The organism is Achromobacter sp. GQ309, from assembly GCF_059759315.1.
Genome location: NZ_JCAXDP010000003.1, coordinates 445,108 through 462,986, shown reverse-complemented (window position 1 = coordinate 462,986; position 17,879 = coordinate 445,108). Strand labels below are relative to the sequence as shown.

16 protein-coding genes are annotated in these 17,879 nt (G+C 65.6%); 6 read left to right on the top strand and 10 right to left on the bottom strand.

Features of this window, described 5'->3' with window-relative positions; all coding sequences use genetic code 11:
- Positions 1-57 precede the first annotated feature (57 nt).
- The 5 genes from AC6CIE_RS11530 (at position 58) to AC6CIE_RS11510 (ending at position 5,164) form a co-directional block, all read left to right on the top strand.
- Positions 58-930, top strand: a complete 873-nt coding sequence (locus AC6CIE_RS11530) for a UDP-2,3-diacylglucosamine diphosphatase (protein WP_175122903.1) — start codon at positions 58-60, stop codon at positions 928-930.
- A 125-nt stretch (positions 931-1,055) separates the two neighbouring features.
- Entirely contained in the window at positions 1,056-2,771 is a 1,716-nt protein-coding gene (locus tag AC6CIE_RS11525) for an acetate--CoA ligase (protein ID WP_498092250.1), read from the top strand.
- 2 nt (positions 2,772-2,773) lie between these two features.
- Positions 2,774-3,295, top strand: coding sequence for a gamma carbonic anhydrase family protein (locus tag AC6CIE_RS11520; RefSeq protein ID WP_175122905.1), 522 nt, complete (start codon positions 2,774-2,776; stop codon positions 3,293-3,295).
- Positions 3,296-3,380: 85 nt separating this feature from the next.
- On the top strand, positions 3,381-4,313 hold the full coding sequence (hslO, locus tag AC6CIE_RS11515; protein WP_175184269.1) for an Hsp33 family molecular chaperone HslO: 933 nt from the start codon (positions 3,381-3,383) through the stop codon (positions 4,311-4,313).
- Between the two features lie 74 nt (positions 4,314-4,387).
- Positions 4,388-5,164, top strand: coding sequence for a TadE/TadG family type IV pilus assembly protein (locus AC6CIE_RS11510; RefSeq protein WP_498092249.1), 777 nt, complete (start codon positions 4,388-4,390; stop codon positions 5,162-5,164).
- A gap of 37 nt (positions 5,165-5,201) precedes the next feature.
- Here AC6CIE_RS11510 and ftsB read toward each other — a convergent pair whose 3' ends face one another.
- From ftsB to pyrG, 4 genes are all read right to left on the bottom strand, one after another.
- The gene (gene ftsB / locus AC6CIE_RS11505; protein ID WP_175122908.1) at positions 5,202-5,699 is read right to left on the bottom strand and encodes a cell division protein FtsB; all 498 of its coding nucleotides are present in this window, start codon (positions 5,697-5,699) and stop codon (positions 5,202-5,204) included.
- A 66-nt stretch (positions 5,700-5,765) separates the two neighbouring features.
- Positions 5,766-7,052 (bottom strand): phosphopyruvate hydratase, encoded by a 1,287-nt coding sequence (gene eno, locus AC6CIE_RS11500; protein ID WP_054429546.1) that lies wholly within the window; start codon positions 7,050-7,052, stop codon positions 5,766-5,768.
- Between the two features lie 4 nt (positions 7,053-7,056).
- Positions 7,057-7,341 carry a DUF1330 domain-containing protein gene (locus AC6CIE_RS11495; RefSeq protein ID WP_056322046.1) on the bottom strand — a complete coding sequence of 95 codons (285 nt, stop codon included), beginning with the start codon at positions 7,339-7,341 and terminating at the stop codon, positions 7,057-7,059.
- A gap of 203 nt (positions 7,342-7,544) precedes the next feature.
- On the bottom strand, positions 7,545-9,197 hold the full coding sequence (gene pyrG, locus AC6CIE_RS11490) for a CTP synthase (RefSeq protein ID WP_175122909.1): 1,653 nt from the start codon (positions 9,195-9,197) through the stop codon (positions 7,545-7,547).
- 220 nt (positions 9,198-9,417) lie between these two features.
- On the opposite strand from pyrG, the gene AC6CIE_RS11485 reads away from it, so the two are divergent.
- The gene (locus tag AC6CIE_RS11485) at positions 9,418-10,416 is read left to right on the top strand and encodes a hypothetical protein (protein WP_218345203.1); all 999 of its coding nucleotides are present in this window, start codon (positions 9,418-9,420) and stop codon (positions 10,414-10,416) included.
- Between the two features lie 90 nt (positions 10,417-10,506).
- Here AC6CIE_RS11485 and AC6CIE_RS11480 read toward each other — a convergent pair whose 3' ends face one another.
- The 6 genes from AC6CIE_RS11480 to gsiB form a co-directional block, all read right to left on the bottom strand.
- Positions 10,507-12,297, bottom strand: a complete 1,791-nt coding sequence (locus AC6CIE_RS11480; RefSeq protein WP_498092248.1) for an aminopeptidase P family protein — start codon at positions 12,295-12,297, stop codon at positions 10,507-10,509.
- A 14-nt stretch (positions 12,298-12,311) separates the two neighbouring features.
- The gene (locus AC6CIE_RS11475) at positions 12,312-13,145 is read right to left on the bottom strand and encodes a M55 family metallopeptidase (protein WP_218345205.1); all 834 of its coding nucleotides are present in this window, start codon (positions 13,143-13,145) and stop codon (positions 12,312-12,314) included.
- 19 nt (positions 13,146-13,164) lie between these two features.
- Positions 13,165-14,259, bottom strand: a complete 1,095-nt coding sequence (locus AC6CIE_RS11470; protein ID WP_218345206.1) for a DmpA family aminopeptidase — start codon at positions 14,257-14,259, stop codon at positions 13,165-13,167.
- Between the two features lie 145 nt (positions 14,260-14,404).
- A complete protein-coding gene (gene gsiD / locus AC6CIE_RS11465; RefSeq protein ID WP_175122914.1) occupies positions 14,405-15,304 on the bottom strand; it encodes a glutathione ABC transporter permease GsiD in 900 nt (299 codons plus the stop codon).
- Positions 15,305-15,311: 7 nt separating this feature from the next.
- Positions 15,312-16,232, bottom strand: a complete 921-nt coding sequence (gsiC, locus tag AC6CIE_RS11460; RefSeq protein WP_056322028.1) for a glutathione ABC transporter permease GsiC — start codon at positions 16,230-16,232, stop codon at positions 15,312-15,314.
- 89 nt (positions 16,233-16,321) lie between these two features.
- Positions 16,322-17,875, bottom strand: a complete 1,554-nt coding sequence (gene gsiB, locus AC6CIE_RS11455) for a glutathione ABC transporter substrate-binding protein GsiB (protein WP_498092247.1) — start codon at positions 17,873-17,875, stop codon at positions 16,322-16,324.
- Between the last annotated feature and the right edge of the window lie 4 nt (positions 17,876-17,879).

Below are 17,879 nucleotides of genomic sequence, written 5' to 3'. Positions count from 1 at the left end.
AACCGCGTCATGGATTCGTCACGCGCGCGTCATCGGTAGGTGGTCTCATTCTCAAGCATGACCACAGCCCACAGGGAAGCGACCGTGAACGAGATCCAACCGACGCACTGGCGCGCCCTGTGGATTTCCGATATTCACCTGGGCACTGCCGGGTGCAAGGCGGAATTCCTGCTCGATTTTCTGGATCACAACGACTCGGACACCCTGTACCTGGTCGGGGACATCGTCGATGGCTGGCAGTTGCGCAAGCACTGGCACTGGCCCCGCGCGCACAACGACGTGATCCAGCGCATCCTGCGCAAAGCCCGCAATGGCACTCGCGTGGTATTCATCCCGGGCAACCATGACGAATTCGCCCGCGAGTTCGCCGGATTCGCCTTTGGCGACATCGAGGTCCTGGACGAGGACGTGCACGTCACGGCCAAGGGGCTGCGGCTGCTGGTGCTGCACGGGGACCAGTTCGACGGCGTCATCCAGCACAGCCGCTGGCTGGCGCACCTGGGCGATGGGCTCTACCAGTTTGCGCTGTGGGTCAACCACCATTTCAACCGCCTTCGCCATCGGCTGGGCATGCACTACTGGTCGCTGTCCCAATACCTGAAGCACAAGGTCAAGAACGCGGTGTCGTTCATCACCGACTTCGAGGAGGCGCTGGCCGGCGAAGCCCGGCGGCGTGGGCTGGACGGCGTGGTCTGCGGCCACATCCACAAGCCCGAACTGCGCGACGTGAGCGGCATCCTGTACTGCAATGACGGCGACTGGGTCGAAAGCCTGTCGGCGCTGGCAGAAACGCACGACGGTCAGCTCCAGCTTCTGGACTGGGCGGTGCTGCAAGCCGAACGCCAGCGCGATCCGGCCAACCGCCCGCCGCGGTCCCTGACGCTGCCCGCCCTGCCCTCCGCGCTGCGCCGGCAAGGCAAGCATCCGTGATAACCCGTATGCGTCCCCGTTACGCAACGGGGATATTGCAGTTCACGCCCCTCTAGGTCATGCTTGCACCTGAGTAACGGGCGATATGACCCGTTCACGCCGCAACATGCTTACAACATAGGGCCATGAACGACCAATATCAGGCGCTCTACCAATCATTCCGCTGGCTGGTGCCCACCCAGTTCAACATTGCGGAAGCGTGCTGCCACCGCTGGGCATCCAGCAGTCCGGATGCGCGGCGCATTGCCATCTACTACGAAGATGAGTCCGGCAACCGCGAGGTCTGGACCTTCGCCCGCCTGGCGGAAGCCGCCAATCAGCTCGCCAACGGCCTGGTGAAAATGGGCGTGGGCAAGGGCGACCGGGTCGGTGTGGTTTTGGGGCAACGCCCGGAAACCGTGGTCGCTCATATGGCCATCTACAGCGTCGGCGCGGTGGTCCTGCCCCTGTCGGCGCTCTTCGGCCCCGAAGCGCTGCAAAGCCGCCTGTGCGATGCCGAAGCCCGCGTCGCCATCGTCGACCACGCCTCCAGCGCCAATTTGCTGGCCGTCATCGAACACTGTCCCGCCCTGCAGCAGGTCATTGGCATCGGCTTTGCCGACGAACGTGTGCTGCCATGGCGCAGCCTGCTGGCCCGCCAGCCCAACGAATTCAAGGCCGTGCAGACCCGTTCGTCGGATCCGGCCATCCTGCTTTACACCTCTGGCACCACCGGCGCCCCCAAGGGCGCGCTGCTGCCCCACAGCGTGTTGATCGGCAACCTGCCGGGCTTCGTTGCCTCGCAGGACTGGTTTCCCAAGCCCGCCGACGTGTTCTGGTCGCCCGCAGATTGGGCCTGGACCGGCGGCATGATGGACGCCCTGCTGCCCACGCTGTATTTCGGCCACCCCATCGTGGGCACGCGCGGACGCTTCTCCGTGGAACGCGCCTTCGAACTGCTGGAACGTTATCAGGTCACCAATACGTTCCTCTTCCCCACCGCGCTGAAGATGATGATGAAGGCGGTGCCAGAGCCCCGCCAGCGCTACCAGCTTGCCTTGCGCTCCATCATGAGCGCCGGCGAAAGCGTGGGCGAGACGGTGTTCGATTGGTGCCGGACGGCGCTGGGCGTGACGCCCAACGAAATGTTCGGCCAGACCGAAATGAACTACGTGGTGGGCAACAGCAACAAACGCTGGCCCGCCAAACCCGGCTCGATGGGCCGCCCGTATCCCGGCCACAATGTGGCGGTGCTGGACGACGACGGCACGCCGGTCGCGCCGGGCGCCACGGGCGAGATCGCGGTCAACCGGCTGGACATCCACGGTTTTCCGGACCCGGTCCTGTTCCTGGGTTACTGGCGCAACGAGGCCGCCACGCTGGCCAAATTCAAGGGCGACTGGTGCCTGACGGGCGACCTCGCCACCGTCGATGATGACGGCTACCTCTGGTATGCGGGCCGCGCCGACGACGTATTCAAGTCGGCCGGCTACCGGATCGGCCCGGGTGAAATCGAAAGCTGCCTGGTTGGCCACCCGGCCGTGGCCAATGCCGCCGTGGTGCCCAAGCCGGACGCCGAGCGCGGGGCGGTGGTCAAGGCCTTTGTGGTGCTGACGCCGGAATTTGCCCTCCGGGACCGAGGCGAAATCACCGAAAACCTTCAGGAGCACGTGCGCGAGCGCCTGGCGCCGTATGAATACCCGAAGGAAATCGAATACGTGGACGAACTGCCCATGACCACCACGGGCAAGATCCAGCGGCGCATCCTGCGCGAGCGTGAAGCAGAACGCGCGCAGGCCAGCGCGCCCCAGACCGACGTTGGCGCGCCCGTAGCCGCCCCGGCGCGGCAAACGGAGACCTAGGCATGGCCATTTACCAGCTCAACGACCTGATCCCCCGCATCGACCCGCAGGCCTACGTGGCCGACAGCGCCGACCTCATCGGCAACGTCACGCTGGAAGCCGGCGTCAGCATCTGGTCGCATGTATCGATCCGCGCCGACAACGACGCCATCCTGATCCGCGAAGGCACCAACATCCAGGAATCCAGCGTCCTGCACGTCGACGCGGGCTGTCCCATGACCATCGGCCCGAACGTCACCGTCGGCCACCAGGCCATGCTGCACGGCTGCACCATCCACGAAGGGGCGCTGGTCGGCATGCAGGCGATCGTCCTGAACAATGCCGTCATCGGCCGCAACTGCCTGATCGGCGCCGGGGCGATCATCCCCGAAGACCGGGTCATTCCGGACAATTCGCTGGTCATCGGCATTGGCAAGATCGTGCGGGAGCTTTCCGCCGAGGAAATCGCCAACATGCACAAGAACACCGCCCATTACGTGGCGCGCGGCCAACAGTACAAGACGGCCTTGAAACGCATCGGCTGACGGCTCCCCCGAGGGCCCCCGCAAGTGCCCCAACCCCTGCTGCCAGCAGGGGGAATACCCCCCCGCGATCGGCTAACATTCCGCTATGACCGATCAGCTCAAAAAATACCTTACCGAAGACCGCAGCGTCCGCGTCCAAGCGGTGCGCCTGTCTGACACGTGGAAGGCCGTCCAGGCCAACCACGATTACCCGCCCGCCATCACCGACCTGCTGGGTGAACTGGTGGCGGCATCCACCCTGCTCGCCGCCAACATCAAGTTCGATGGCTCGCTGGTGCTGCAGATTCAGGGCGACGGCCCCATCGCCCTGCTGGTGGTGGAATGCCGCTCGGACCTCAGCCTGCGCGCCACAGTCAAGATGCGCGAAGGCCACGAGGTGCCCAGCACCGGCGACATGCAAAGCCTGTTGAACCCCGGCGGCAATGGACGCTTCATCGTGGTGCTGGACCCGCAGCGCAAGCTGCCCGGCCAGCAGGCCTACCAAGGCATCGTGCCGCTCGAAGGCGAGACCGTCGCCGAAGCCCTGCAACACTACATGAAGGCCTCGGAGCAACTGGATACGCGCCTGTGGCTGTCGGCCGACGCCGACCACGCGGCCGGCATGCTGCTGCAGCGCCTGCCGCACCACGGCGGCGGCGAAACCGACCGCGCCCTGACCGAACAGGTGGCCGCCGAAACCTGGGAACGCATCAACGCCCTGGCCGGCACGCTTAAGCGCGACGAGATCCTGGCCACCGACATCGACACGCTCATCCATCGCCTGTTCTGGGAAGAAACGCTCATCGCCTTCGACCCCCAGCCGGTGAGCTGGCACTGTCCCTGCACTCGCGAGCGCGTGGCGAACATGCTGCGTTCGCTGGGCGAAGCAGAGGTCAACAGCATCCTGGAAGAGCGCGGCCAGGTCGACGTGGCCTGCGATTTCTGCGGCAAGCCTTACAAGTTCGATACGGTCGACTGCGCGGCGCTGTTCTCGGCGAGCCAGACGTCTTCCGGAGATGAGCCTCCCACCGTGCATTGATGATTGATGCGTCCCGGCGGCAAGCCCGCTGGAACGTTTTTGTCACGCCGGATTGTCCTTATCGACAGGCGGTCATGGGCGCGCCACACTGCGCAGCCATGACCGCCTTAATTTTTTCTTGCGACTTACGCACCGTACGCCGGCAACACGGGGCCGCCGCCCTCGAGTTCGCCGTGGCAGGCGCCATCGTGCTGCTGCTGGGCCTGCTGTGCGTCGAGGCCGCGCGGTGGCACGGCGCGCGCCAGATGGCACACCTGGCGCTGATGGAAGCGGCGCGCGCCGGCGCCACGGGCCATGGCGACCCGGCCCGGCTGCGAGCGGCCTTTCTGCAGGCGTTGCTGCCGCTGCATGCGAGCGCCAGCGGCCCGGCCGGCGCCATTGAACGGCGGGATGGCGCGATGGCAGCACTGAAGGCATTGATGGGGGCCCCGCCCTGGCGCATTGAAGTGCTGCGGCCCGACGACCAGTCGTTCCGCGAGCACGGGCGGCCGGACCTGCAGGTGGCTGGCGCGCCGGGCCTACGGACCATCGACAACGGCTACCAGGATCTGCAGCATGCCCGCCGACCACCACGCCCGGGCGGCCAGGACATCTTCCTGGCCAACACGCTCAAGCTGCGCCTGACGTATTTGCACAAGCCACTGCTGCCGCCGTTGCGGGCACTGCTTGCCTTGCTGGGCCGGCAGGATGGCACGTATAACGGCCACGCGCTGACCCAGGGCCTTCTGCCCATCGTGGTCGAACTGGAACACGAAATGCACACGCATCCGGTCGACTGGGCGCGCAAGCGGCCCCATCCGAAAGGCGTGGTGTATGGGGAATGCCGGCAGTTGCGCTGCGGCCCAGGTTAGGCCGGGACGCTACCAGGACAAAAAAAACCGCCAGGCATCACTGCCGGGCGGTGGAATTTGAATTGTTGGCGCCGGTCGTGGCGGCGGGTCTGGCAGGCGTTGCCGACGCGGGCCGGGGCGTGGCCGTCGTCGAAGCAGGCCGGGTCGTGGGCGCGGCCGACGCAGGCCGGGCAGCCGGCGCATTTGCGCGCGCCGGGGTGCCGGTTACGGCAGGTTTGGGCGGCGCTTCGGCGGAAAGCGAGGCGCCGGCGGGCGGCTGGGTATTCTGGGGCAGGATGTGCACGAACACTTCGCCGTCCCGCATCATGCCCAGCTCTCCGCGCGCCCGCTCCTCGATGGCTCCCGATCCGCCTTCCAGATCGCGCACTTCGGCCTCAAGCGCGGCATTGCGCGCGCGCAGGCCTTCGTTGGTCTCGCGCTGCTCCGCCACCTGGCGTTGCAGATCCCAGACCTTGAACCAGCCGCCCTTACCCAGCCACAGCGGGTATTGGATCAAGCCTAGCAGCACGAACAGCACCAGGAACAACAGGCGCATACGCGGGAACCTCAACTGTCGTGGCGTGGATGCGGCCCTGGCAAAACGCCGGGGCCGCGCTTCTTATCAACGCAGGTTGTAGAAAGCTTCCAGGCCGGGGTACGACGCCACTTCAGCCAGCTCTTCTTCGATGCGCAGGAGCTGGTTGTACTTGGCCATGCGATCCGAGCGCGACAGCGAGCCGGTCTTGATCTGCATCGCGTTGGTCGCCACGGCGATGTCGGCGATGGTCGAGTCTTCGGTTTCGCCCGAACGGTGCGAGACGACGGCGGTGTAACCGGCGCGCTTGGCCATTTCGATAGCGGCAAACGTTTCGGTCAGCGTGCCGATCTGGTTGATCTTGATGAGGATCGAGTTGGCGACGCCCTTCTGGATGCCTTCACGCAGGATCTTGGTGTTGGTGACGAACAGGTCGTCGCCCACCAGCTGAACCTTCTTGCCGAGCTGGTCGGTCAGGAGCTTCCAGCCTTCCCAGTCGTTTTCGGCCATGCCGTCTTCGATCGAGATGATCGGGTACTTGTCGCACCACGTGGCCAACAGGTTCGTGAACTCTTGCGAGGACAGCGAGATGCCGCCTTCGCCGGCCAGCGTGTACTTGCCGTCGCGGTAGAACTCGGAGCTGGCGCAGTCCAGGCCCAGGGCGATCTGCGTGCCCGGCTCGTAGCCGGCTTCGGTGATGGCCTTCAGGATGAGCTGGATGGCGGCTTCGTGGCTGGGAACGTTGGGCGCAAAACCGCCCTCGTCGCCCACGGCGGTGGACATGCCCTGGCCGTGGATCAGCTTCTTGAGCATGTGGAAGACTTCAGCGCCCCAACGCAGGGCTTCGCGGAAGCTGCCGGCGCCCACCGGCAGGATCATCAGCTCCTGCAGGTCCAGCGTGTTGTTGGCGTGCGCGCCGCCGTTGATGACGTTCATCATCGGGACGGGCATGCTCATGGGGCCGCTGCCGCCGAAATAGCGGTACAGGGACAGGCCCGATTCGTCGGCGGCGGCGCGGGCCACGGCCATGCTGGCTGCCAGGATGGCGTTGGCGCCCAGGCGCTCCTTGGACTCGGTGCCGTCCAGTTCGATCAGGGTGCGATCGACGAACGTCTGTTCCTGCGCGTCCAGGCCCATCAGGGCTTCGGAGATTTCGGTGTTGAGGTTTTCAACGGCGCGCAGCACGCCCTTGCCCAGATAACGGCCCTTGTCGCCGTCACGAAGCTCGATGGCTTCGCGGGCGCCGGTGGACGCGCCCGACGGCACGGCCGCACGGCCCATGGCGCCGGATTCCAGCAGCACATCGCATTCCACGGTGGGGTTGCCGCGCGAATCCAGAATCTCGCGGCCGATGATGTCGACGATTGCACTCATGACTTTACATTCCCTGAACGATAAACATATTCATGACGGCCGCGCCTTCGCGGGCATTGCGGGCACGGCGGTACTGCCAGGAATCGTAGAACGCCTGCGCCGCGGCCATGGACGGAAATTCCATGACGACGGTACGGCCGGGTTCACGCCCCTCAAGGTGCTTGGATTCGCCGCCGCGCACCAGGATCTTGGCATCGTACGCGCGCATCGCGAGCGTGGACAGACGCTTGTAGTCCTCGTACTGCGCAGGCTTGGTCACTTTGACGTCGGCGATGAGATAAGCACTCATGGGGTTCCTTCAGAGCAGTTGCGTTGGTTGGGGGCTGACGCCGGATACGACGCCGCCGCCAGTGTCGCGCAAGGCGCACGGGCGACGCATATCCGATGCTAATCGGTTGTATCCGAAAGAAGCGCCGCCGTATAGGGCGGCGCTGGGGAAACGGCCCGCGGCCCCGAGGATCCGCTTACGGAACTCAGGACCGCGGACGCGCATCAGGCCTCCTGGCCGCGGCGAGCCTTCTGCTCGATGGCGGCGCGGATGTAGCTGGAGAACAGCGGATGGCCGTCGCGCGGGGTGGACGTGAACTCCGGGTGGAACTGGACGCCGACGAACCACGGGTGGTTGGGCAGTTCCATCATTTCGGGCAGGTTCTCGGTCGGCGTGCGGGCGCTGATCACCATGCCGGCTTCTTCCAGGCGCGGCACGTAGACGTTGTTGACCTCGTAGCGGTGACGGTGACGTTCGTTCACTTCGTCGCCATAGATGGTCTGCGCGCGGGTGCCGGCCTTGATCGGCACGCGTTGCGCGCCCTTGCGCATGGTGCCGCCCAGGTCGGACGAATTGTCGCGCTTTTCGACCTTGCCTTCGCGGTCCATCCATTCGGTGATGAGTGCAACCACCGGGTGCGGTGCGGAGGGATCGAATTCGGTGCTGTTGGCGCCGCCCAGGCCGGCGACGTGACGGGCGAATTCGATGACCGCCAGCTGCATGCCCAGGCAGATGCCCAGGTACGGCACGCCGTTTTCACGGGCGTAGCGGATGGCGGCGATCTTGCCTTCGGTGCCGCGCTTGCCGAAGCCGCCCGGAACCAGAATGGCGTCCAGGTGCTTCAACTGGTCGGTGCCGCGGGTTTCGATGTCTTCCGAGTCGATGTACTCGATGTTGATCTTCGAGCGCGTGTGGATGCCGGCGTGAACCAGGGCTTCCGTCAGCGACTTGTACGACTCGGTCAGGTCGACGTACTTGCCGACCATGCCGATGGTGAGCTGGTGCTCGGGGTGTTCCAGCGCTTCGACCAGGTTGTCCCACATGGACAGGTCGGCCGGCGGCGGGGTCAGGCCCAGGGCTTCGCAGACGATGTTGTCCACGCCTTGCTTGTGCAGCATGGCGGGAATCTTGTAGATGGAGTCGGCGTCCCAGACGGAAATGACCGCGTCCAGGGGCACGTTCGAGAACATCGAGATCTTGGCGCGCTCATCGTCCGGAATGCGGCGGTCGGCGCGGCACAGCAGCGCGTTCGGGTAGATGCCGATTTCGCGCAGCTTCTGCACCGAGTGCTGCGTGGGCTTGGTCTTCAGTTCGCCGGCGGAGGCGATGAAGGGCACCAGCGTCAGGTGCACGAAGGCCGCGTTGTTGCGGCCCATGCGCAGGCTCATCTGGCGGGCGGCCTCGAGGAACGGCAGCGACTCGATGTCGCCGACCGTGCCGCCGATTTCGACGATGGCAACATCGGTGTTGCCATTCCAGCCGGCTTCGGCGCCACGGGCGATGAAGTCCTGGATTTCGTTCGTGATGTGGGGAATCACCTGGACGGTCTTGCCCAGGTAGTCGCCACGGCGCTCCTTGCGCAGCACGGATTCGTAGATCTGGCCGGTGGTGAAGTTGTTCACCTTGTGCATGCGAGCGGAAATGAAGCGCTCGTAGTGGCCCAGGTCCAGGTCGGTTTCGGCGCCGTCTTCAGTGACGAACACTTCACCGTGCTGGAAGGGGCTCATCGTGCCCGGATCGACGTTGATGTAGGGGTCGAGCTTCAGCATGGTGACCTGCAAACCACGCGACTCGAGAATGGCAGCAAGCGACGCAGCGGCGATGCCCTTGCCCAGGGAAGACACCACACCGCCGGTGACAAATACGTATTTGGTCATCGTAATGAGCACCCGGGACGAGCGGGCGCGTGCGGGAAATTTGGATTATAGCCGGGCGACGCGACTTGTTTGGGTTTTCCCCTAGCGCCGTGCGGGTAACAATTGGCTGCACTCGGCAAGGCAACGCTGCGATCCGCGCCACGCGCACGTGCTATGGTCGCTCCCTATTTTTCGACCGCCGCCTTCCCGGCAGCGCCCTCCGTTCTTCGCCCTCGCGCTGATGACCGACTCCACCCGTCCTGCCTATTCCCTTGCCTGGCGCATCGCTGTCGCCGCCGTTCTGCTGCGGCTGGCTTATTCCGTGCTGGTGCAGGCCTACACGTTGATGACGCCGTTGCCCTACGGCGACCAGATCCGCGCGAGCTACATGCAGCCGCCGGTGCTGGCCCCGCTGCTGGCCACCCTGGTGTCGACCCTGCTGGTCGTGGGCCTGACCGCCTGGTGCGCGACGCGCCAGTGGCTCGCCCGGCACGATGCCGCGACCGTGAATCAGCCCGGCAGGATGCTGGCTACGTTCCTGGCCCTGCAGGCGCTCTACACGCTGTGCCTGTCCAGCGGCGTCGGCATTGCACAGAACGTGCTCATGATCGGCACGTTCAAGAGCGGCTCCTGGCTCGAGGAAGCATTCGGCCTGGGCATCGTGGGCCGGTCCATCGCCATCAACCTGATGATCCGCGCCGTCACCATCGTGCTGGAAGTCATCGGCATCTGGGTGGCGTTGCGCATTGCCGCATGGACGGCGGGGCCCACCGGCCCGGGCGCCGGGCTTACGCTGACGCGGCGGCATGTGGCATGGATTTGCGGCCTGACCGTCCTGATCTGGCAGACCAGCTTCTCCATCATGCTCGGCGGCTTTCTGCAGATGCAGACGCTGGAAGCGGGATGGGCCGAGTACGCGCTGGGCTACTGGGTATTGCCAGTCGCGCTGCTGGCGCTGGTCACGATCGTGTGCCTGAAGCTGCTACCCCGCGCCTTTGAATACGCCGGCACCGGCCGGGCCGTGGCGCTGGGCAGCCTTGCGTTCTGGTTCGCGCAGGTGCTGGGCCTGGGCGCCGGTCTCATCATCCTCAAGTCCATGACCTGGGAGCAGTTGGCATGGGCCGCCCAATCACCGGCTTCCGCCGCGCTGGTGCTGCTGGCCTACGGCGCATTGCTGTCGCTGGGTTGCCTGGTGGCCACGCGCCTGCTCTACCGCAATCAAGGCGGGTCCGTGCGATAGCCTCAACCGCGCGCCATGAAAAAAAGGCCACGGCGTCATGCGTCGTGGCCTTTCTGCTTTGCGCCGGGCGCCGCCGGCATCAATGCAACGTCAGATCGCTGCGCAACGCAGCGTCAACCACGCCAGCGCCTCACCCTCGACCAGCGGCGACAGGCGTTCGAACACCGTCTTGTGATAGTCGTTCAGCCAGTCGATCTCGTCCTCGCGCATCAGCGAAGGCTCGATGCAGCGCGTGTCGATCGGGCACATCGTCAGCGTTTCGAAGCACAGGAATTCGCCCAGCTCCGAGGTCAGCCAGCTGCGGTTGGCGACCAGATTCTCGATGCGCACGCCCCAGCGGCCCGGACGGTAGATGCCCGGCTCGTTGGACGTGATCATGCCGGGTTCCATGGCCGTGTGCGGGCCCGGCATCGCGCGGTACGAGATGACCTGCGGGCCTTCGTGCACGTTCAGGAAATAGCCCACGCCGTGACCCGTGCCGTGTCCGTACTCCGCGCCGCCTTCCCAGATGGGCGCACGCGCGATGGCGTCCAGCATGGGCGACGGCGTGCCGCGCGGGAACGATGCGCGCGACAGCGCGATCATGCCCTTGAGCACCAGCGTGAAGTCGACCTTCTGGTCCGCGCTGGGCGTGCCAACCGCCACCACGCGCGTGATGTCGGTGGTGCCGCCCCGGTACTGGCCGCCCGAGTCGATGAGCAGCAGGCCGTCGCCCTCGATCGTGGCGTGCGATTCGGGCGTGGCGCGGTAATGCGGCATCGCGCCGTTGGCGTTGAAGCCCGCGATGGTGGCGAAGCTGGGGCAGACGTAGGCGGGACGGCGCGCGCGGGCGGCCGTGATCTGCTCGTCGATGGTCAGTTCGGTAATGGTTTCCTTGCCCAGCGCGCCTTCGAACCAGGCGAAGAATTCGCACAGCGCGGCGCCGTCCTGCGCCATCGCCTGGCGCACGTTGGCCAGCTCTGCGTCGGTCTTGCGCGACTTGAGCAGCGTGGACGGGTTGATGGCTTCCACGCGCGGCACGGCCGGGTCCATGGCATGGAACACGCCGCAGGTGACGCGGGCCGGATCGATCAGCAGCTTCTGATCCTGTTCCAGCGAAGCCAGCGCATCCGCCGCCTGGGCATAGTCCGCCACTTCGACGCCGTCCGCGGCCAGGATGGCGCGCAGGTCGTCATCAATCTTGCCATCGGCCACGAACAGCGTGGCGTGGTCCATGCCCACCAGCGCATGGCCGACGAAAACGGGGTTGTAATCCACGTCCGCGCCGCGCAGGTTGAACAGCCAGGCGATATCGTCGAGCGTGCAGATGAAATGCACGTCCGCGCCGTGCTTGCGCATCGCGTCGCGCACCTGCGCCAGCTTGTCTGCGCGCGTCACGCAGGCTTCGGGCGCCACGTGTTCATAAATTTTGGCGTCCGGCAGGCCGGCGCGGTCGTTCCAGACTTCGTCCAGCAGGTCTTCGCGGATTTCCAGCACGGCGCCGGACGTTGCCGCTGCAGCCGACAAGGCCCGGAAGGCGCCCAGGCCCAGCACCGCGCCGTCCACGCCGATGACGTCGCCCGCGCCGGTATTGGCGGCCAGCCAGTCGACATGGCCCGGCGTCGATGCCAGCGCGATCTTCATCAGCTGCACGCCGGTGCCGGCGAGCTGCGCTTCGGCCTGCACCCAGTAGCGGCTGTCTACCCACAGACCAGCGAAGTCCGCCGTGACCACCAGCGTGCCCACCGAGCCCGTGAAGCCCGACAGCCAGCGCCGCCCTTGCCAGCGGGCCGGCAGGTATTCGGACAGGTGCGGGTCCGAGGAAGGTACGACGTAGGCGGTCAGACCGCGGCGGCTCATGGCCTGCCGCAATTGGGCAATACGGGCGTCGGTGCTAGACATGGGAGATGGGATCCTTAGCGCAACATGAAAGACATGGCGCCCAGGCTGTTCAGCGTACGGATGGCGGACTGCATGCTATCCGTGGTGAATCGCAAGGTGACGCCGTCCACGCGTTCGAGCGTGGGCCACATGCAGAACAGGTCGGCCAATGCCGCGCTCTGCGTCTGCAACCGGCATTCTATAGGCGCGGGAATGACGAAAGGAACGGCTTTCTTGTCGCCGCCGCGCTTGAAGTTGCGCACGGCGGTTTCGGCGGCCGCGGCAATCGCGCGGCGGGACGCTGTGGGCGACAACGTGACGCCGCTGCCCTGCCCGTGCGCGACCTTGGTCTGCACCCATTCGGCGCCGGGGAAGGTGTCGCGCGTTTCCGCGATGAACACATCGTCGCCGGTGCCCAGGATGACGGGCACGCCCAGTTCGCCGGCCAGCGCGCCGTACAGGCCCGCTTCACCCAGCTCCATGCCGTTGATGATGACGCGCGCAAACGCGAAGCTGTTGATGGTGTGGGCCAGGATGCCGCGGCCCTGCGAGCGCGAGTGGTAGCCGATCATGAAGACGGCGTCGCACGCTTCTTCCAGCCCGCCCATCATGCCCAGGTAGCGCGGCTTGCCCAGCACCAGTCGGGCGCGCTCGTCCAGGCCGTCCGGCAGCAGGTTGCGAAAGCCGCCGTGCGAGTCGTTGACCAGAATCTCTTCGGCGCCGCCCGCAATGGCGCCCTGCACGGCCGCGTTGGCCTCGGCGGTCATCCAGGCGCGCGCGCGCTCGTATTCGCCATTGCCGGCGCGGACCTGCTCGGGGTGGAAGACGCCGGCGACGCCTTCGATATCGGTTGAAATCAGGATCTTCATGAGTTGGCCTTCAGGATATTCAGAATTCGGTAGCGGACAGCCACTGGCGCCAATCGGGCGCGGCATGGCGGATGGAATCGCGGTGATTGCCGTCGCGGCCGGTCACGCTTTCTGCGTGCCACAGCGCGGCAATGATGGCCTGCTCGCAGGACTCGGCGGCGGCTTCGAACAGCGGATCGATGCGGGCCTCGTGCAGCATGGCAATCGCGGGCATGGGCGACTCGGCCAATTGCGGAATCGTGTATGCCGTGGAAAACGCCAGCGCGATGTCGCCGCTGCCGTGCCCGAACACCGAGCCGGTTCGCGCCAGGCCCGCGCCGGCGCGCAGCGACAGACGGCGCAACTGGCGCGAATCCAGCGGCGCGTCGGTGGCCACCAGCAGGATGATCGAGCCCTTCTCGGGCGCGATCACGGCGTTCTCGCCCTGCTGCGCAAGCCCTTGGTCAAGCTGGCTCGCCAGACGGCGGCCGAACGGCCTGCCCGCCACCGTCAGGTTGGGCAGGCGGCCGAAGTTCGACAGCACCAGCGCGCCCACGGTGTACTGCGGGCCGTCCTTGATCTGCGCCACGCGCGAGGCCGAGCCGATGCCGCCCTTGAACGAGAAACTGGACATGCCGCGGCCGGCGCCCACGGCGCCCTGCGCGAACTGTTTACCGGCGGCGGCCAGCGCCGCGGCGTAATGGGATTCCTGGACTGCCAGCGCCTGGATGTCGTTCAGGTAGCCGTCGTTGCACTCGAAGACCAACGGATTGACGGTGGCCATGCCGCGGCCGATGGCGGGGTTGGCGGCGACCGCCGCGCGGATCTGCGCATTGGCCACAGTGCCCACGCCGAACGTGTTGGTCAGCCCGATCGGCGTTTCCAGCACGCCCAGTTCCTGCACCTGAACCAGGCCGGTGCTCTTGCCGAAGCCGTTCAGCACGGTGGCCGCGGCCGGCGTCTTGTCCAGAAAGGCATCCCCGCCATGCGTGCGCACGACGGTCACGCCGGTCTGCAGCGGGCCCTCGGCCAGCGTGCAATGGCCAACGGTGACGTCGCCCACGTCGCAGATCGAGTCCAGCGGCCCCGACGGCAGTACGCCGATACGCGGAATGTCCAGCGCTTGTTTGTCCATGTTCGTCTACGTGTCGCCACGCTCCAGAATGCAAAACGCCGCCACCCTGGGTCCGGGGCACGCGCTGGCAAGCGCGTGGCGGACGGAGGCGGCGGCGGAAAAATCGCCCTCCACGCCGGCCCTCGCAAGAGGCCCGGCGGCAGGTTTACTTGCGGTCGATCTTGGGATCGAGCGCGTCGCGCAGGCCGTCGCCCAGCAGGTTGAACGCCAGCACCGTCAGGAAGATCGCCAGCGCCGGGAAGATCGCGACGTGCGGTGCGATGACCATGTCGGCGCGTGCTTCGTTCAGCATCGCGCCCCACTCCGGCGTGGGAGGCGAAGCGCCCATGCCCAGGAACGACAGGCTGGCGGCGGTGATGATCGAGGTGCCGATCCGCATCGTGCCGTACACCACGATCGGCGAGATCGTGCCGGGCAGGATGTGGCGCATGATGATCGTCCAGTCGGACGCGCCCACGCTCTTGACGGCTTCGACGTACGTCATCTGCTTGATCGACAGCGTGTTGCCGCGCACGAGGCGGGCAAACGCGGGCACGCTGAACACGGCCACGGCCACGATCACGTTGACCATGCTGGAACCCAGGATGGCGACCACGCCGATGGCCAGCAGCATGCCGGGGAACGCCAGCAGCACGTCGGAGATACGCATCGTGATGCGTTCCCACCAGCCTTCGTAGTAGCCGGCCATCAGACCCATGAAGGTGCCGACGATGGCGCCCATGGCGACCGACAGGAAGCCTGCGGCCAGCGAGATGCGAGCGCCCATGACGATGCGGCTGAAGATGTCGCGGCCCAGCGAATCCACGCCCAGCCAGTGCGTCAGCGACGGCCCGGCGTTCAGCGCGTCATAGTCGAAGAAGTTCTCCGGATCGAACGGCACGATCCACGGCGCGAACGCCGCGACGATGACCAGCAGCAGGACGAAGAGGCCGGCGCCGACCGCAAGCTTCTGCTTCTTGAACTTGCGCCAGAACTCGGTGGCGGGCGTGCGCACGTCGTTCTTGGGGACGGCGGCGATGGTCGCGGCGGGTGTCGTATTGCTCATGGCCGCCTCACTTGTAACGGATGCTGGGATTGATGACGCCATAGAGCACGTCGACAATCAGGTTGATCAGGATGAATTCCAGCGAGAACAGCAGCACGAGGCCCTGGATCACCGGATAGTCGCGCTGGGTCACGGCGTCCACCAGCAGGCGGCCAAGGCCGGGCCAGTTGAACACGGTCTCGACCACGATCGAGCCGCCCAGCAGGAAGCCGAACTGCAGGCCCATCATGGTCACGACGGGAATCAGCGCATTGCGCAGCGCGTGCTTGATGATCACGCGGCGCTCGGACAAGCCCTTGGCGCGGGCGGTGCGCACGAAGTCTTCCTGTACGACTTCGACGAACGAGGCCCGCGTGAAACGCGCCATCACGGCAGCCACCGCGGCGCCCAGCGTGATGGAAGGAAGAATGTAGTGTTGCCAGGTCGATGCGCCCACGGTGGGGAGCCAGCCCAGGTTCACCGAGAAGATCTGCATCAGCATCATGCCCAGCGCGAACGCGGGGAACGAGATGCCGGACACCGCCAGCGTCATGCCGAGACGGTCAGGCCAGCGATTGCGCCATACCGCCGACACGATGCCGATGATCATGCCGAAGCCGACTGACCACACCATGCTCGCAAGGGTGAGCCACAGGGTGGGCATGAAACGGTCGGCGATTTCGGTCGAGACGGGGCGCTTGGTGCGCAGCGAGGTCCCGAGGTCGCCCTGCAGCATGTGGCTGAAGTAGCGCACGAACTGCTGCGGCAGGGGCAGATCCAGCCCAAGTTCCTTGCGCACGAGCTCGACGGTTTGCTGGTCGGCCTCGGGGCCAGCGGCCAGCCGTGCCGGGTCGCCCGGAAGCATGTGCACAAACAGGAACACGACCACCGCTACCAGCAGCAGCGTGGGGATCATGCCCAGAAGACGTTTGACGATGTAGGTCAGCATTGAAATTCCTGCAACATCGGCGGGGACACCGCGTCCCCGCCGTATGTGGCCTTACAAGGGCCCGAAGGCCCCAAGAGTTACTGCTTGGTTTACTGCTTCAGGTCGATGTCGCCGAACCAGAACGAGGTGTCCGGCTCAACGTACACGCCCGACAGGTTCTTCGACTTGACGTACAGGTTGTTCTGGGTCACCAGGAAGGCCCACGGGGCGTCCTTCCAGATGGTTTCCTGAACGTTCTTGTAGATCTCGGTCTTCTTCTCGCGGTCCGTGGTGGCCAGCGCTTGCTGGACGCCTTCGTCAACCGACTTGTTCGAGTAGTACGACACGTTGTTCAGCACCGGCGGGAACGCGGCGGTGGTCAGCAGCGGACGCAGGCCCCAGTCGGCTTCACCGGTCGAGGACGACCAGCCGGCGTAGTACATGCGGACCTTGGCGTCTTCAGGCTTTTGCACCTGTTGGACGCGCTGCACGCGCTGGCCGGATTCCAGGACTTCCACGGAAACCTTGATGCCGACCTGGGCGAGCTGTTGCTGCAGGAACTGAACGACCTTCACCGAGGTGCCGTCGTTATAGGCGGACCACAGCGTGCTTTCGAAGCCGTTGGGGTAGCCGGCTTCGGCCAGCAGGGCCTTGGCCTTCTTGATGTCGTAGGGCCATGCGCCGATCTTGTGCGCGTAGTCCACGCCTTGCGGCACGACGCCGTCGATGACGGTGGCGTAGCCCGAGAACGCGACCTTGGCCAGGGCGTCCTTGTTGATGGCGTAGTTGATGGCTTCACGCACCTTGACGTTGTCGAACGGCTTTTGCTGCGTGTTCATCGACAGGTAGCGGGCCATGATCGAGTTCTTGTGATCGACCACGTCCAGCTTGTCGTTCTTCTTCAGCACGGCGGCCTGCTCGAACGGCACCGGGAAGGCAAAGTGCGCTTCACCCGTCTGCACCACGGCGGCGCGGGTGTTGTTGTCGGTCACGGTGCGGAAGGTCAGCGTGTCGACCTTCGGGTAGCCCTTCTTCCAGTAACCGTCGAACTTCTTGACCTTCAGGTATTCGGCCGGCTTCCATTCGACGAATTCGAACGGGCCCGTGCCAACCGGGTGAAAGCCGATTTCCTTGCCGTACTTGGCCAGGGCGGCCGGCGAGATCATCATGGCGGCCGGGTGGGCCAGCGCGTTGATGAAGGCCGAGAACGGCTTCTTCAGCGTGATCTTGACGGTCATCGGATCGACGACTTCGGTCTTTTCGATGACGCTGAACTGGATGTAGCGCGACAGGCGGTTGTCCGGATTGGCCGGACGGTCGAAGTTGACCTTGACCGCTTCGGCGTTGAAGTCGGTGCCGTCATGGAACTTCACGCCGGGACGCAGCTTGAACGTGTAGACCAGGCCGTCTTCGCTGACCGTGTAATCGGTCGCCAGCACCTTCTGGACCTTCAGGTCCTGGTCGAATTCAAACAGGCCTTCGTAGTAGGCCTTGCCAGCCGCCTGGTTCAACGTGCTGTTCGTGTTGTACGGGTCCAGCGTTTCCAGCGCGATGGAAACGGCAAACGTCACGTCCTTGGCGGCGTGAGCCATCGGCGCGGTGAGCACGCCGAAGGCCAGCGCGGCAGCGGCCATCAGCTTGGTGGGGCGCAGAACTTTCATCATTGCA

Coding starts and splice junctions, on each gene's coding strand:
- AC6CIE_RS11530 (WP_175122903.1), top strand. CDS start 58: ATGACCACAGCCCACAGGGAAGCGACCGTGAACGAGATCCAACCGACG.
- AC6CIE_RS11525 (WP_498092250.1), top strand. CDS start 1,056: ATGAACGACCAATATCAGGCGCTCTACCAATCATTCCGCTGGCTGGTG.
- AC6CIE_RS11520 (WP_175122905.1), top strand. CDS start 2,774: ATGGCCATTTACCAGCTCAACGACCTGATCCCCCGCATCGACCCGCAG.
- hslO (WP_175184269.1), top strand. CDS start 3,381: ATGACCGATCAGCTCAAAAAATACCTTACCGAAGACCGCAGCGTCCGC.
- AC6CIE_RS11510 (WP_498092249.1), top strand. CDS start 4,388: ATGGGCGCGCCACACTGCGCAGCCATGACCGCCTTAATTTTTTCTTGC.
- ftsB (WP_175122908.1), bottom strand. CDS start 5,699: ATGCGCCTGTTGTTCCTGGTGCTGTTCGTGCTGCTAGGCTTGATCCAA.
- eno (WP_054429546.1), bottom strand. CDS start 7,052: ATGAGTGCAATCGTCGACATCATCGGCCGCGAGATTCTGGATTCGCGC.
- AC6CIE_RS11495 (WP_056322046.1), bottom strand. CDS start 7,341: ATGAGTGCTTATCTCATCGCCGACGTCAAAGTGACCAAGCCTGCGCAG.
- pyrG (WP_175122909.1), bottom strand. CDS start 9,197: ATGACCAAATACGTATTTGTCACCGGCGGTGTGGTGTCTTCCCTGGGC.
- AC6CIE_RS11485 (WP_218345203.1), top strand. CDS start 9,418: ATGACCGACTCCACCCGTCCTGCCTATTCCCTTGCCTGGCGCATCGCT.
- AC6CIE_RS11480 (WP_498092248.1), bottom strand. CDS start 12,297: ATGTCTAGCACCGACGCCCGTATTGCCCAATTGCGGCAGGCCATGAGC.
- AC6CIE_RS11475 (WP_218345205.1), bottom strand. CDS start 13,145: ATGAAGATCCTGATTTCAACCGATATCGAAGGCGTCGCCGGCGTCTTC.
- AC6CIE_RS11470 (WP_218345206.1), bottom strand. CDS start 14,259: ATGGACAAACAAGCGCTGGACATTCCGCGTATCGGCGTACTGCCGTCG.
- gsiD (WP_175122914.1), bottom strand. CDS start 15,304: ATGAGCAATACGACACCCGCCGCGACCATCGCCGCCGTCCCCAAGAAC.
- gsiC (WP_056322028.1), bottom strand. CDS start 16,232: ATGCTGACCTACATCGTCAAACGTCTTCTGGGCATGATCCCCACGCTG.
- gsiB (WP_498092247.1), bottom strand. CDS start 17,875: ATGATGAAAGTTCTGCGCCCCACCAAGCTGATGGCCGCTGCCGCGCTG.